The sequence below is a fragment of the Nocardioides sp. NPDC057577 genome (assembly GCF_042801335.1).
Taxonomy (GTDB): Bacteria; Actinomycetota; Actinomycetes; order Propionibacteriales; family Nocardioidaceae; genus Nocardioides.
The window spans coordinates 1-14,758 of sequence record NZ_JBHVGB010000065.1 but is presented as its reverse complement, the minus strand read 5'-3'; the positions used below and the strand labels follow the sequence as shown (position 1 = coordinate 14,758).

The window sequence follows — 14,758 nt, the reverse complement described above, 5'->3', positions numbered from 1 at the left end:
CAGCCTAGTAGGCGCCGCCCAGTTGTCGAACTAGTTGTCGATCTGGGCGCTCGCGCCGGGGGCCGTGGCGACGAACTTGTCGGTCCAGTCCTGCGGGCCGGACCACTGGACGACGGCGCCCATGCCGTCGCCGGCGGCGGTGCCGGGGTAGACGCACTTCGCACCCTTGGCGTCCGAGCACTTGCCGCCGTTGCGGGTGAGCTTCACGTTGAACGTCTTACCTGCCTCGAAGCCCTCGAAGTTGAGCTGCCAGGTGTTGCACGCGATCTTCTGCTTCGTGAAGACCTTGTCAGTGCACTTGTCGAGCTTCTCCCAGGTGAGCTTCTTCGCCTCGGCGTTGCCGCAGGACTCGGCGTCGGTGGCCTTCTCGGTGCCCCAGGCGAAGCTGACGGTGGTCTTGACCGCGATGCAGCCCTGGACGCCGCCCTCGGTGACGGGAAGCTCGTAGGAGGATCCCTTGAGCTCCTCGAAGCTGCCGCTGCCCTTCTTGGCGATCGCGATCACCGACTGCCCGCCGGGAGCGGTGGGGTCCTGCACGTCGAAATCGACCTGCATGTAGGCAGCCTTGGGGGTCACTTTGGCGCCGAGCGCGTCGGCCTTGACGTAGCACTCGTCGAGGGCCTTGACGGCCTTCTCGCTGGCCGGTCCGGCAGCGCCGGTGTCACCGTCCTTGAGGAGGTCCGAGACGGCGAGGAGGCCGGCCATGGAGGTCTTGTCGACCTCCTTCTCCATGCAGCGGGTGTCGCCGACCTTCCAGTTGTCGCCGATCTCGGTCGACCAGGACTCGGTGCAGTCGAGGAGCCCCTGGGTGAACTTCATCGCGTCGTCGGCGGGCCAGTCGCCGGTGTAGGTCCAGTCGTCGCCGGCGTCCACGACGCCGTGGGAGCGCAGGTCGCCGGCCGGAACCTTCCCGACCAGGCTCTCGGCCGCGCAGGTCATCTGGTCCTCGGATGCCCACCCCGGCTTGGGTACGCCGCTGGCGATCGCCTCGGCCGCCTTGGCGTCGTCGCCGTGGAGGCCGAAGATGCCGAAGCCCTGGGTGAAGATGCCGACGCCGACGAGCAGAACCGCGGCGACTCCGCCGCCGACGATGGTGTAGAGCTTCTTCTTGTCGCCACCGGCGCCCTGGCCGGCGGTGGAGTGGTGAGACGGCAGCCATTCAGGCTGTCCGCCTCCGGTGTCACCGGATCCGGCAGCGGCCGCAGCGACCTGGGGCAGCCCCTTGCCGCTGTGCACGACCGTGGAGTCGGTCTCGTTGGCGAGCGGAGCGGGCGGCGGAGTGCCCTCGCCCGGGCGCTTGACGATGGTCGGCTGCGCCTCGGCCTCAGGCACCGGAGTGCCGCCCCCGGAGGTCCCGCTGGACGTGGTGTCGTAGCTGGCGCCGGGACGGGAGCCGAGATCGGCGGCGGTCGCTCCGGCGACACCGCCGATGACACCGCCGCCGAGACCGGACTCCTCGAGTCGGTCGGCGGCCTTGTCGAGGGCCTTGGCGAGCTCGGCCGCGGTCCGGAAGCGGTTCTCCGGCTTCTTCGCCAGCGCCCGCTGGATGATCGGGTTGATCAGGTCGGCACCAGGCGTCGAGGCGGGCAGCCGCGGCACCGGGTTGTTGATGTGGGCGCTCATCAGCTCGAAGTCGGTGCCGGTGTAGGGGGCCTTGCCGGTCAGGCAGGCCCACAGCAGACAGCCGGCGGCGTAGATGTCGCCCGCCGCGGTCGCCTGCTCACCCATGTGACGCTCGGGAGACATGTAGGGCAGCGAGCCCACCACCGAGCCGGCCCGGGTCACGTTGGAGTCACCCTCGGTCGCGATGCCGAAGTCGGTGAGGTAGGGGACGAGCTCGCCCTCCTGGCGCTCCCACAGGAGCACGTTGGACGGCTTGACGTCGCGGTGGACCACGCCGGCGCGGTGCGCGTCGAAGAGGGCGTCGCTGACGTCGCCGACCAGGCGCAGCGCCTGGACGGTCTCCAGCGCCCCCTTGGTCTTCAGCCAGCCGTGCAGGTCGCCATCGGGGACGTACTCGGTGACGAGGTAGACGGTGCCCTCGACCTCGCCGTACTCGATGATCTGCACGATGTTGCGCGAGCGCAGCTTGGCCAGGATGTTGGCTTCCCGCTCGAAGCGGGTGATGAAGTCCTTGTCGACCGTGAGCGAGGGCAGCACCAGCTTGAGCGCCACCTTGCGTCGCAGTGCCGGGTCCTTCGCCTGGTAGACGACACCCATGCCACCTTGACCCAGGACCCGCTCGATCACGTAGCGACCGAACTGTTCGCCTTCCTGGGGGAACGCAACCATCTTTAGAACCTCGCCCTGATTTTTTTACCCGATTCCCGACCTCTGCCGAAACCCTAGCGTCCCCTTAACGATCGTCGTGCGGCAACGCCACGGGCGAGACCAATTGTTAAGGCGTTAGTTAGGAAGTACGGCTTTGAGACCGTCGACCTCGGCGGTGAACCGGTCCTTCCAGCCCTTGGGTGCGGTCCAGTTGGTCCAGGTGCCGCTCGGCTTGGTGACGAAGGCCCGGTCCGAGCACGATCCGGAGGCCGACCGGCAGTTTCCGCCGTTGAGCTTCAGCTTGATCGTGACGCTGGAGAGGAGCTCGTAGCCCTCGTAGTGGAGCGTCCAGGAGCTGCACGGGGCGTACTTCGGCTGGGCGCACTTCTTGTCCTTCGTCCACCACAGCCGGCGGTCCTTCGCCTTGCCGCAGGCCTCGCCCTCGCTGGTCTTGGTGGTGCCCCAGGGGTAGCTGATCGAGGCCTGGAACGTCGCGCAGCCCTCCTGGCCCCCTTCGCGTACGGGGATGTTGACCTTCCCGCCGGTCACGGGTGCCCACTCCGAGGAGTCGGCGGACTTCGCCTGCACGACCACCTCGCTGCCTTCGACGGTCGGCGACGTGACCGCGAAGTCGACGCCGAGCACGGCGGGGGTGGCCTTCGCGGTCGGCGCGGTGAGCTCGTCGCTGACGTAGCACTCATCGAGCGCGGCGACCGCCTTCTCGGCCTGCTTCGTGACGCCGGCGTCCTCGACCTCCATGACCTGGGTGGTGATCAGGCCGGCCATCGCGGTCTCGTCGACGTCGCCGAGGCAGTCGGTGTCGGTCAGTGCCCACTCCTTGCCGATCGCCTTGCTCCAGTCACCGGAGCAGGAGAGCAGGCCCTCGGCGTACGTCGTCGCCTGCGGTCCCCGCCACGCACCGGTGTAGGTCACCGACTCGCCGGAGATCTGGATCAGCCCGGCCTTGCGCAGGGCGTCGCTGCGCTCGTCCTTGACCAGCTGCTCGGCGGCACACTTAGCGTCCCCGGCCGAGGCCCAGGCAGGCTTCGGCGCGTCCGCGGCGATCGCGGTCACCGCCTTCTTGTCCTCGGCGCTCAGCGGGCCGAACCCGAGACGCCCGCTGAAGAACGCCCAGGCCCCGGTGCCGAGCAGCGCGACGAGCACCACCGCGCCGGCGGCACCCAGCCCGATCAGCAGCCCCTTGTTGCTCTTCTTCGGCTGTTGGTGGTGCGGCGGCAGCCCATAACCCGAGGCGTACGCGACCGGCGGCTGTCCCGGAGGCGGCCCGTAGCCGCTGGGCGGTGCGGCCGGCATCGCCATCGTGGGTGGCGGCGGAGGCGGTGCCGTCGGCGGCCGAGCAGGCGGGGGCGACGACGGAGGGGGCGACGACGGGGGCGGGGGCGGCGGCGGAGGTGGCGGGGTGGGGCTCGCGCTGGGGATCCGGGTCGCGTCGGGGTCGATGGGGTTCGCCGGCTCAGGCGCCGGAGGCGGCGTGGGCCGCCGCAGACCCGGTCTCGTCTTGTCCTGGTCGTCTGGCTCCATGTCGAACGCCCCGCATGTCAGTCAGTGAAGTGGAGCGACCGGGCCGAGCGACCCGAGTCGTAGGGCACATCGTAAAGACACTTCGCCGATTCCGCAGCCGGGGCCTCAGTACTGGCCAGGATCGCGTGGCCGGCGCTGCTGTGGTGGGTGTCCCCGGAGGTCCCGGGAAGGTCGCGGACCGCGCATCGGTGGGGGCTGGCGGAGCTGGTGCTCGAGCTGGCGATCGAACTGGTGGTGGGGCTGCATCGGAGCTATCGGCCTCCGCACGGCCGCCGGGTGCGGCGGACGAACTCTCGTTCGTCCGCGGGCCAGCTTGCTCGGCCACCAGATGACGTCGCCCAGGTCGAGGTTGATGGCGGTGACCAGGATGGAGCGGACGACGAGGGTGTCGAGGAGTACGCCGAGGGCGATCGCCAGGCCGATCTCGATGAAGCTCACGTGCGGCAGCGTGGTGAGCACCGCGAACGTCGCGGCCAGGACGATGCCCGCGCTGGTGATGACCCCACCGGTCGCCGAGAGCGCGACCAGGGAGGCGCGCCGGGTATCGCCGTGCGCCACGACCTCCTCCCGGACCCGGTGCATCAGGAAGATGTTGTAGTCGATGCCCAGCGCGACCAGGAAGACGAAGACGAACAGCGGGAACTCGCGGCCCTGCCCGGCGAACCCCATCGCGTCGAAGATGATCGCCGAGAGGCCGAGCGCGGCGCCGAAGCTGAGCACGACGGTGGCCATCAGCAGCACCGGGGAGAGGACCGACCGCAGCAGGATCATCAGGATGATCAGCACCAGCCCGAGCACCAGCGGCATCACGACCTTGGTGTCCCGGTCGGTCGCCGAGGCCATGTCGAGCTGGATCGCGGCGGTGCCGGTGGCCAGCGCGTCGGCGCCGTCGACGGAGTGGACGACGCTGCGTACGTCCTCGACGGTGTCGAACGACGCCTTCGACATCGGGTCGGTGGCCAGCGGGACCGCGGTCAGCGCGACCTCATGGGTGCCGTCGGTGACCGGGGTGACGCCCTCGTAGCCGGCCTTCGTGAGCGCCTCGACGACCTGCTTCTCGGTGCCCGGGGCCGAGACGACCTGGACCGGGTTGGAGGGATCGCCGAGGTCGTGCTCCTCGAGGACCCGGTCGCCGATCAGCGAGGGGAAGTCCTTGGTGTAGGTCTCCGAGCTGTCGAGGGTGGTGATGTTGAGCATGGAGAGCCCGCCGCAGCAGGCCAGCAGCACCGCGGCGGTGCCGATCCAGACCGCCCGGGGCCGCTTCCGGATCCAACCGCCGAGCCGCGCCCAGATGCCGCCGGTCTTCTCGCCGCTGGTGCCGTACGCCGGCTTGACCGGCCAGAACACCCAGCGACCCGTGATCACCAGCAGAGCCGGAAGCAGGGTCAGCATCACGACCAGCCCGGCGACGATGCCGATCGCGCAGACCGGGCCGAGGCTGGCCGTCGACCCCATGGTGGCGACCATCAGGCCGAGCATGCCGACGGTCACGGTGCCGGCCGAGGCGATGATCGCGGGAGCGGACCCACGCAGCGCTGCCGCCATGGCCTTGTGTCTGTCCTCGTGGCGTCCCAGCTCCTCGCGATATCGGGCGATGAGCAGCAGCGCGTAGTCGGTGCCGGCACCGAAGACGAGCACGTCGAGGATCGCTCGGTTCATCTGGTTGAGGGTCAGGCCGGCGTACTTCGCGCAGAGGTAGACCACGCCCATCGAGACCACCAGCGCGACCAGCACCGAGACGAGCGGGAGGAACCACAGCACCGGGCTGCGGTAGGTGATCAGCAGGATCACGATGACGACGCCCGCGGCGGCGTAGAGCAGCGCGCCGCCGATGCCGGCGCCGGCCTCCATCTGGTCGGCCGTGGAACCGCCCGCGCCGCCGATGTAGACGTCGACGCCCTCGATCTCGGTCAGACCGACAAGGTCGTCGCGCAGGTCGAGCAGCGCGGTCGGGTCCTCGTCGGCGTAGTTGACCACGAGCGAGACCGTGGCGACCTCACCGTCGGCGGAGACCAGGCCGTGTTTCTGCCCCTTCTTCTCCCCGGTCGGGTAGGCGATCGCCGGCATCACCGGTGATCGAGCCTGTCGAGATCCATCTTTTTGCGATTGCGGATTCGCCTGGCTCGTGACCCCGTCCAGCGAGGCGATCTCGGGGATCTGCAGCACGATCGCGGTGTAGTCGGACTTCGTCAGCCCACCCTCGCGGTGGTAGACGATCGTCGTGGTCAGGTCGTCGGGGTCCTGCACCTTGGCGAGCTCGTCGATCGCCCGGGTCGACTCCGCGTTGGCCGGGAGCCAGTCGGAGTTGTCGTGGGACTCGACATCGCCCAGCTTGCCGGTCAACGGCCCCATCAGCACCAGCATCACCAGCCAGAAGCCGAGCACGACCCACTTGGTCACGGGTCCCGTGATGGCGCTGACGATCCGCTCAGACATGCGTCCATGCAACCAATGCCCGTGGGGGCAGTGTCACATCGGGAGGGCTGGGCCGGCCGTGGGTGTAAGCGAGTTCACACGGCCGGCCGGGGAGATCAGGCCAGCCACTCCTTGACCTGGGCGATCGAGGTGAGGCCGTCGGTGCCGAAGGCGGGGGTCACCTGGAGGCTGGTCACGCCGGCCTCCTTGAACGCCGCGATCCGCTCCTTCACGAACGACTCCGGCCCGACCAGGTTGCCGGCCTCGAGCCAGGCCTCGGGGACCTCGGCCTCGGCGTCGCGCTTGTGGCCGTCGAGGTAGAGGTCCTGGATCTTCTTGGCCGCGTCGCCGAAGCCGTACTTCACGGCCATGTCGTTGTAGAAGTTCTTGCCGCGGGCGCCCATGCCGCCGACGTACAGCGCCAGCAGGCCGCGCATCGTGTCGCGGTGGCGCTTGGCCTCGTCGGGGTCGTCGGTGATCGCGAGCAGGCCACCGGCGGAGATCTCCAGGGGCTTCAGGTCGGGGGAGCGCTTGGCCAGGCCCTTGTCGATCGCGTCGCCCCAGACATCGCGGGCCTTGTCGGGCAGGAACTGGAACGGCAGCCAGCCGTCGGCGACCTCGGCGGTCATGGCGACGTTGTTGTCGCCGAGCGCGGCCACCCACAGCGGGGTGTCGGCGCGCTCGGGCCGGTTGAGCAGCTTGAGCGGCTTGCCGAGGCCGGTGCCCTGGTCGGCCGGGAGCGGGATCTTGTAGAGCCCGTCGCTCTGCAGCCGCTCGCCACGCAGCCCGGCGCGCAGCAGCGCGATGATCTCGCGGGTGCGGGTCAGCGGCTTGTCGTACGCCACCCCGTGGAAGCCCTCGATGACCTGAGGCCCGCTCGCGCCCAGGCCGAGGATGGCCCGGCCGCCGGAGACGTTGTCGAGACCGGCCGCGGTCTGGAGCAGCGCTCCCGGCGTACGGCTGTAGATGTTGAGGATGCCGGCGCCGAGCTCGACCCTTTCGGTCTTCGCGGCCAGATAGCCGAGCAGGGAGACCGCGTCGAAGCCGTACGGCTCGGCGACCCAGAGCTGGTCGAGTCCGGCCTTCTCCAGGCCGACGACCTGGTCCGCGGTGTCGCGGGGGTTCCCGAAGTACGTCAAGGGCATCGCAAGCTTCATGCCGAGGAGGCTACCGTGACCGTGTGACGGAGATCAGGTTCGGATACAAGGCGTCCAACGAGCAGTTCGCACCCACGGAGCTGTTGAACTACGGCGTGATGGCGGAGGAGCAGGGTTTCGACTCTGTCTTCATCTCCGACCATCTCCAGCCGTGGCGGCACGACGGCGGCCACGCGCCGTTCGCGATGACGTGGCTGGGCGCGCTCGGAGCGCGCACGGAGCGGATCGTGATGGGCACCTCGGTGCTCACCCCGACGTTCCGCTACCACCCGGCGATCGTGGCGCAGTCCTTCGCGACCCTCGGCTCGCTCTTCCCCGACCGCGTGGTGCTGGGGATGGGCACCGGTGAGGCGATGAACGAGGCCCCGCTGGGCATCGAGTGGCCCGAGGGCAAGGTGCGCTTCGCGCGCTTCCGCGAGGCGGTGCGGGTGATCAAGAAGCTCTGGTCCGAGGACCGGGTCACCTTCGAGGGCGACTACTACCAGCTCGACCGGGCCACCATCTACGACAAGCCGTCCACGCCGGTCCCGATCTACCTGGCGGGTTCGGGTCCGGCCGCCACCAAGTACGCCGGCCGTGCCGGTGACGGCTACATCACCACCTCGGGCAAGGGTGCCGAGCTCTACACCGACACGCTGCTCCCGGCCGTACGGACCGGCATCGAGCTCTCCGAGCGCAAGCCGGCGGACGTGGACATGATGATCGAGGTCAAGGTCTCCTTCGACCACGACCTGGAGCAGGCGATGGAGGCCACCCGCTTCTGGGGCGCTCTCGGTCTCACCCCCGAGCAGAAGCACTCCGTCGAGGACCCGGTCGAGATGCAGCGTCTCGCCGACGCGCTCCCGACCTCGGCGACCGCGAAGCGCTTCATCGTGTCGACCGATCCCGACGAGCACGTCGCCCGGATCAAGGAGTACCTCGACATGGGCTTCACCCACCTGGTCTTCCACGCCCCGGGCCCGGACCAGGCGAAGTTCCTGAAGCTGTACGGCGAGGAGATCCTCCCGAAGCTCCGCGGTCTCATCTGACCCGAGTCCGAGAACGGACCAGGGCCCCGGCCGGGGAGACCCACTTCACTCGCGCACCGGCCGGGACCCTGGGAGGACCGCCCCACATACGTGGTACGTCATGCGGATGAGTTGCGTTGCACCGGTTTGACATTGCTTGCAAAATTCGTGTCGGGAGTGTCGGTCAGGGCCTACGCTCACCAGACATGAGCGTGATGGGCGATCCGTTCGTGGATGCCGCCGAGAGGCACCGGCGCGAGCTGAGGGTGCACTGCTACCGGATGGTGGCGAGCTTCGACGAGGCCGAGGACCTGGTGCAGGAGACCCTGGTCAAGGCCTGGGAGCGGCGGGACCAGCTGACCGACCCCGAGGCGATGCGGGCGTGGCTCTACCGGATCGCGACCAACACCTGCCTCGACTTCCTGCGCCGGAACGAGCGGCGGCCCAGGACGTACGCCCCGCTGCCGGGGTTCGACCACGGCACCGGCGAGCCCCCGGAGCTGCTCGAGTGGCTCCAGCCGTTCCCCGACTCCCTGCTGGAGCCGGAGCGTCCGGAGGACGAGGCGGTCGCACGGGAGACGATCGAGCTGGTCTTCCTCACCGCGATCCAGCACCTGACCCCGCAACAGCGGGCGGTCTTCGTCTTCCGGGAGGTGCTCGGCTGGTCGGCCGCCGACACCGCGGCCGCGCTCTCGGTCAGTGTCGCCACGGTCAACTCGCTGCTGCAGCGGGCCAAGCCGGCGCTGCGCCGGCACCTGCCCGAGGACCGGTCCACCTGGCACGCCGAGGGGCCGACCGAGGAGGAGCGGAAGGTCATCGACGCCTACATCGCGGCGGGGGCGAGCAACTGGCGCGAGGGCATCGCCGATCTGCTGACCAGCGACGCCGTGCTGACCATGCCGCCGAACCCGTTCTGGTTCACCACCCGGGACGCGCTGCTGTCGTTCGTGCTGCCCAACCTCGACCCGTCCTCGCCGACCTACCTCGGCGAATGGCGGTTCATCCCGGCGAGGGCCAACCGGATGCCGGCGGTCGCCGGCTATGTACGCCGCCCGGGGACCACGATCTACCGCCCGCAGACGCTCGACGTGCTCCGGGTCGTCGACGGCAGGCTCGCCCAGATCACCACCTTCGAGCCGCATCTCTTCCCCGCCTTCGGGCTCCCTCAGGCGCTGACCTGAAAAAGATTCGGTTGACCCGATGAGCGCGCGGGGTGGCGTACGTCCTAACGGGCAGATCGCACACGCCAGGTGCGCGACATGAGCTCAGGAGACATCGTGAACGCACAGCTTCAGGACCGCACCGCCATCGTCTGGGGCGGTGCGGGCGACATCGGCTCGACGACCGCGAAGGCCTTCGCCGAGGCGGGTGCCACGGTCTACCTCGCCGGCCGCACCGAGGCCACCCTCGCGGCCAGGGCCGCGGAGGTCGGCGCGGCCGGCTACGGGGTGGTCGACATCCTCGACGAGGCCGCCGTGGTCGCCTTCGTGGAGCGGGTCGTCGCCGAGACCGGCTCGCTCGACATCTCGTTCAACGTCGCCGACCGCGGCGACATCCAGGGGCAGGCGCTGCTGGAGATCTCGGCCGCCGACTACACCCAGCCGGTCGTACGCGGCATCGTCGGCTCCTTCCACACCGCCCGCGCAGCCGCGCGACAGATGGTGGCCCAGGGCCGCGGTGTCGTGCTCGCGCTCGACTCCGGCTCCGCGCGCGGCTCGGCGCCCGGCATGGGCGGGACCAGCGCCGCCGACGGTGCCCTCGACGCGCTCGTCCGTGATCTGGCCGCGGAGGTCGGCCCTTCCGGCGTACGCGTCGTGGGGATCTGGACCGCCGGGATCACCGAGACCTTCACCCCCGAGAAGTTCGAGAGGGTCCTCGGGACGCGGCTCCCGGAGGAGGCTCTCGACGGGATCCGGGCGAACCTCGACGGCATGCGGATGACCAAGCGGTCGCCGCGGCTGAAGGAGGTCGCCGACACCGCGACCTTCCTCGCCTCCGACGGCGCCGGGGCGATCACCGGAACCTGGCTCAACGTGACCAGCGGGATGCACCCGAGCTAAGTGATCGCGCGGGCCGGGTTATGGTTCCCGGCATGTCCTGGACCAGGGGTGAGCCGCTCACCGACGTACATCGGGAGCGGCTCATCGCCGCCGGGCTCGCACCGGAGGTGCTTGCCGGGCTCGAGCTGAGCGAGATCACTGGACCGTTGCCGGAGTGGTGGCACGAGGGCGGTAATGCGCTCTACCTGCGTGACGGGTTCCCGCTCGACAAGCGGCTGATCGACCTGCTCGGGTTCTACCCGTTCTCCGACGCGCTGATCGTGGTCGCGACCGACATCACCTCGATGCAGGCCTTGCTGGTCGGCGGTGACTCGCCGACGATCTTCATCGGCCCGGACACGAGCATGGTCTGGGGCGAGATCTACTGTGGCGGCGGCTCTGCGGTGATCCTCTCCGGTGGCCTCGTCGCGACCTCGCGCGCGCAGATCGATGCCCGCAACGGCGGTTCGATCGTGGCTGCTCGCGACCAGCTCTGGGCAGCCAACGTCTACATCGCCACCGACGACATGCACCGGCTCGAGGACGCTGAGACGGGGCAGCGGATCAATCCGTACGGCGCCAACATCCGCTTCGGCGAGCACGTCTGGCTCGGCCGTGACGTGATCGTCACCGGCCATGCCGAGATCGGTGACGGAGCCGTCGTCGGCATGCGCGCCATGGTCCGCAACCAGAAGGTCGAGCCGCGTACGGCCGTGGCCGGCGTCCCCGCCCGGCTGATCCGCGAGAACGTCGTCTGGTCAGGCGAGGACACTCCCTGAGGGTGCCGACGGAGCCGTACCGGCTGTGCTTGATCAAAAGATGGCCCGCCGCTCGTAACGTCCCATTCACATTGCGCCCGCCGCGGCTTCGCCGCCGGCACGCACGCTTGGCGCCATGGCAACGGCCTCCCGCCCCCTTGTGATCGGCCATCGCGGAGCGCCCGGCTACCTGCCGGAGCACTCCCTGGAGTCCTACCGCCTGGCGCTGCGCCAGGGCGTGGACGCGCTCGAGACCGACGTGGTGATGACGAGCGACGGGGTGATGGTGCTCCGGCACGAGAACGAGCTCTCCCGCACCACGGACGTGGCCTCCCGCCTGGAGTTCGCGGAGCGGCGTACGACCAAGGTGATCAGCGGCAAGAAGTGGACGGGCTGGTTCACCGAGGACTTCACCTTCTCCGAGCTGCTCAGCCTCGGAGCGCCGACGACGAGCCAGCCGATCATCACCCTCGACACCCTGCTGCTGCTCGTCGCCGACGAGTCCCAGCGCCGTGGGCGGCGGGTCGGGCTGCACGTCGAGGTCAAGCACCCGACGTACTTCGCCTCCATCGGTCTGCCCGTCACCGAGACCCTCCTGCAGACCCTCGCGGACCACGGCGTCGACGCCTGGAACAGCCTCCCGGGCCTGCCCACCCAGCGGCTGTGGCTGCAGAGCTTCGACGAGGCCTGGGTGCGGGAGATGAGCACCCGCACGGACCTTCCGCTGGTGCAGCTGGTCGACAAGAAGTGGGGTGCGGTCGACTGTGCGGAGATCGCGACGTACGCCCAGGCCATCGGCCCCAAGAAGTCGATGGTCCGCAAGAAGGGGCAGCCGCCGACCGGCTTGGCCGACGAGGCCCACCGACACGGTCTGCTGGTCTTCGTCTGGACCCTGAAAGCAGGACGTGACCAGGCGAATCGCCTCTTCGAGGCCGGGGTCGACGGGGTGTTCGCCGACTACCCGAACCGTCCGATCGCGGCCCTGGCCGACATCACACAGGTACAGACCGCCTGAGGCTGGCGCCCGCACGTAGGGTGTGGGGTATGCCGCCCCTCAATGCAGACCGTGCGGTCCTGATCGCTGCTCGGGAGGTCCTGCTCAGGGATCCCCGCGCGACCATGGCAGCCGTCGCGGAGGAGGCCGGGATGGGAGTGGCCGGGCTCTATCGCCGCTACGCCAACAAGCAGGCTCTGCTGCGGGCAGTCGCCGCCGACAGCTATCGCCGCTACATCGCTTTCGCGGAGGCGGCGCTGAGCGACACCGAGGACCCGTGGCACGCGTTCACGGGTTTCCTGCGCCAGGTGCTCGACGACGGACTCCCGCGGCTCACCCTCGCCCTGCGCGACGAGGTCAGCTTCGACCAGGGCCTACGTGACCTGGACAAGCTCGCCGTCCACACCACCAACCGCCTCCTGCGTGGCGCCCGCGGCAGCGGCATCCTCCGCCCCGACGTCACCCGCGCCGACATCACCGTGCTCCTCGAGCAGATCAGTCGCATCGACGTAGGGGATGACGTACGCAGCGCCGCCCTGCGCCGCCGCTACCTCGCCCTCGTCTGCGACGGTCTTCGTGCGGATGCCGCCAGTCGACGGCTTCCCGGGCCGCCTCCGCACGAGGCAGAGCTCATCCGGCGTTGGGACACGGGGATCTCGAGCGTCTCCTAGGTACGCCTCGGGTTGGGCGTTGCTTCAGGCGGCTGGTGGCCGCCGGATTCACGAGGTGTCATGAGACCGCCGCGATGGCCTCGATCTCGACCAGCTGATCCTCATAGCCCAACACGGTGACGCCCATCAGGGTGCTGGGCACGTCATGGTCCCCGAATGCGTCCTTCACGACTTCCCACGCCACTACGAGATCCGACCGCTGCGAAGACGCAACCAGCACCCGGGTGTTCACCACGTCCTGCAGCGTTGCGCCGGCGGCCCGAAGCGCCCCGATCAGCGTCTCGACGCACTTCGCGGCCTGGCCTGCGTAGTCGCCCACTGCTGCCGTCGTCCCGTCCACCTCAAGAGGGCACGCTCCGGCGAGGAACACCAGGCGCACACCGCTATCCACGACCGACGCGTACGCATACGGCGCGTCGCTGAGTTCGGGAGCTCGAATGAGACGGGTGGCAGAATTCACCAGGCGATCTTCGCACCCGCATTTCGCAACGGTCTAAGACATTTCAGGTGCGCCGGGTAAACCGGATCCGTCCGTCCGGGAGGCGTTCATACCCGGAGCCGGCGTCGTGGATGCGGCGGTGGTCGCTGGGGCACAGCAGGACCATGTTGGCCATGTTGGTTCGGCCGCCTTCGGACCAGGGTCTGAGGTGATGGGCCTCGGTCCAAGCGGCGGGGGCGTCACAGTCCTCGGCTTGGCAGCCCTGATCTCGGAGCCGGAGGGCTCGGTGTTGGATCGGGTGGGCCAGGCGGGCGGTGCGGCCGAGGTCTAGCACTTCGGAGTTGGCGCCGAGGACGGCGGGGACGAGGTCGGCGTTGCAGGCCAGCCGGCGGGCCTCGGCGGCGGTGATCTTCTCGCCGTCGAACCCCAACGCCGCGGTGCCGAGGTCCTTGCGGAGGTCCTCCACGCTCATGGTGATGAACATCGTGGTGGCATGACCGCCGTGCCTGGGGAGCAGGTCCACGTCGTAGGTCTCAATCACCCGCGCGAAGGCCTGACCCAGGAGGCGGTCGTAGGGGGCTTTGCGGCCCTTGTTCTCGGCGGACAGTTTCCTCGGCTGCGCGAGGGAGTCCAGCATCGTGCGCAGCCGCATCCCGACCGCGCGGGAGACCCGGGCGTGGATGTCGATGGTGCCGTCGCCGTTGTCGCGGGAGGAGAAGAAGGTGCGCCGTTGGGCGTGCTCCTCTTCCCGCTGGAGTGCTTTGGCTTCAGCTGCCTCGAATCGTGCGGGGTCGATCTCGGCCAGGGCCCGGCGTCCGGCGATCTTGAGCTCGTTGGCCGTCAACTGGCTGGCGTAGTCCACGAGGAGTTTCTCGGCCAGGATCAGGTCCTCGGCACTGGCGGCCGGGTCGGTCTCGATGGCATCGAGCGCCTTGGTGATCACCCGGGCTTTTTCCTCGGACACCACACCCTCGGCCAGACCGGCAGCGACCAGGTCGTACTTGGCGAGGCCGGCAGCGAGTTTGATCTGGGAGCGAGCCATCCCCTTGTCGACAAGGAGCTCGGTCCGCAGCCACCCCGAAGCATCCTTCGCGCCGGTCTCCTCCGCGATATCACCCGCAGCAGCGAGCACCCGCAGCCTCAGTGCGGCCTGCTGGGCCTGGAGCTTCTCCAACCGCTCCAGCAGGTCCTTCTTCTGGCCGGTGCGCCAATAGGCCGGGTCACTCGCGAGGAGGTCGTGGAGGGCGGTCTCGATGGCCTGCAGAGCAGCGTCGATCGCGTCGCCGGGGTTGGTGCCCCAGTGGTCGATGTCGCGGCCGAGACTCATCGGATATCCTCCCTTAGAGGTGTGTCGTGATGGGTCTGATTCTACGCCTCAACCGGATACCTAACCACCCATAGGTGCAGGTCAAGCGCTATTTTCGCGGTGAGCGAACGGCCTCGCTGCTGTGGATGGTAAGTGGCC

The 14,758-nt window shown here is 69.2% G+C and carries 12 protein-coding genes; 6 read left to right on the top strand and 6 right to left on the bottom strand.

The annotated features are described in order from the left end of the window. Positions 1 to 30 precede the first annotated feature (30 nt). The 4 genes from ACFU7D_RS14810 to ACFU7D_RS14795 form a co-directional block, all read right to left on the bottom strand. On the bottom strand, positions 31 to 2,292 hold the full coding sequence (locus ACFU7D_RS14810; RefSeq protein ID WP_378868208.1) for a serine/threonine protein kinase: 2,262 nt from the start codon (positions 2,290 to 2,292) through the stop codon (positions 31 to 33). Between the two features lie 114 nt (positions 2,293 to 2,406). Further along, positions 2,407 to 3,585 carry a hypothetical protein gene (locus ACFU7D_RS14805; protein ID WP_378730453.1) on the bottom strand — a complete coding sequence of 393 codons (1,179 nt, stop codon included), beginning with the start codon at positions 3,583 to 3,585 and terminating at the stop codon, positions 2,407 to 2,409. 333 nt (positions 3,586 to 3,918) lie between these two features. Beyond that, complete coding sequence (locus ACFU7D_RS14800; protein ID WP_378868205.1) at positions 3,919 to 6,249, bottom strand: MMPL family transporter; 2,331 nt, start codon at positions 6,247 to 6,249, stop codon at positions 3,919 to 3,921. A 95-nt stretch (positions 6,250 to 6,344) separates the two neighbouring features. After that, positions 6,345 to 7,385 carry an LLM class F420-dependent oxidoreductase gene (locus ACFU7D_RS14795; protein WP_378868203.1) on the bottom strand — a complete coding sequence of 347 codons (1,041 nt, stop codon included), beginning with the start codon at positions 7,383 to 7,385 and terminating at the stop codon, positions 6,345 to 6,347. A 23-nt stretch (positions 7,386 to 7,408) separates the two neighbouring features. Between ACFU7D_RS14795 and fgd the strand changes: the two genes are divergently transcribed. From fgd to ACFU7D_RS14765, 6 genes are all read left to right on the top strand, one after another. Continuing rightward, entirely contained in the window at positions 7,409 to 8,413 is a 1,005-nt protein-coding gene (gene fgd / locus ACFU7D_RS14790) for a glucose-6-phosphate dehydrogenase (coenzyme-F420) (protein ID WP_378730460.1), read from the top strand. Between the two features lie 185 nt (positions 8,414 to 8,598). Beyond that, positions 8,599 to 9,573 (top strand): RNA polymerase subunit sigma-70, encoded by a 975-nt coding sequence (locus ACFU7D_RS14785; RefSeq protein ID WP_378868201.1) that lies wholly within the window; start codon positions 8,599 to 8,601, stop codon positions 9,571 to 9,573. A gap of 96 nt (positions 9,574 to 9,669) precedes the next feature. Next, entirely contained in the window at positions 9,670 to 10,452 is a 783-nt protein-coding gene (locus ACFU7D_RS14780; RefSeq protein WP_378868198.1) for an SDR family NAD(P)-dependent oxidoreductase, read from the top strand. A gap of 32 nt (positions 10,453 to 10,484) precedes the next feature. Next, on the top strand, positions 10,485 to 11,210 hold the full coding sequence (locus ACFU7D_RS14775; RefSeq protein ID WP_378730468.1) for a hypothetical protein: 726 nt from the start codon (positions 10,485 to 10,487) through the stop codon (positions 11,208 to 11,210). A 115-nt stretch (positions 11,211 to 11,325) separates the two neighbouring features. Then, positions 11,326 to 12,204 carry a glycerophosphodiester phosphodiesterase family protein gene (locus ACFU7D_RS14770; protein WP_378730471.1) on the top strand — a complete coding sequence of 293 codons (879 nt, stop codon included), beginning with the start codon at positions 11,326 to 11,328 and terminating at the stop codon, positions 12,202 to 12,204. A gap of 29 nt (positions 12,205 to 12,233) precedes the next feature. Next, positions 12,234 to 12,854, top strand: a complete 621-nt coding sequence (locus ACFU7D_RS14765) for a TetR/AcrR family transcriptional regulator (protein ID WP_378868196.1) — start codon at positions 12,234 to 12,236, stop codon at positions 12,852 to 12,854. Positions 12,855 to 12,912: 58 nt separating this feature from the next. Here ACFU7D_RS14765 and ACFU7D_RS14760 read toward each other — a convergent pair whose 3' ends face one another. Both ACFU7D_RS14760 and ACFU7D_RS14755 read right to left on the bottom strand, forming a co-directional pair. Further along, positions 12,913 to 13,314 (bottom strand): RidA family protein, encoded by a 402-nt coding sequence (locus ACFU7D_RS14760; protein ID WP_378868194.1) that lies wholly within the window; start codon positions 13,312 to 13,314, stop codon positions 12,913 to 12,915. A gap of 43 nt (positions 13,315 to 13,357) precedes the next feature. Continuing rightward, positions 13,358 to 14,620, bottom strand: coding sequence for a DUF222 domain-containing protein (locus ACFU7D_RS14755; protein WP_378868192.1), 1,263 nt, complete (start codon positions 14,618 to 14,620; stop codon positions 13,358 to 13,360). Between the last annotated feature and the right edge of the window lie 138 nt (positions 14,621 to 14,758).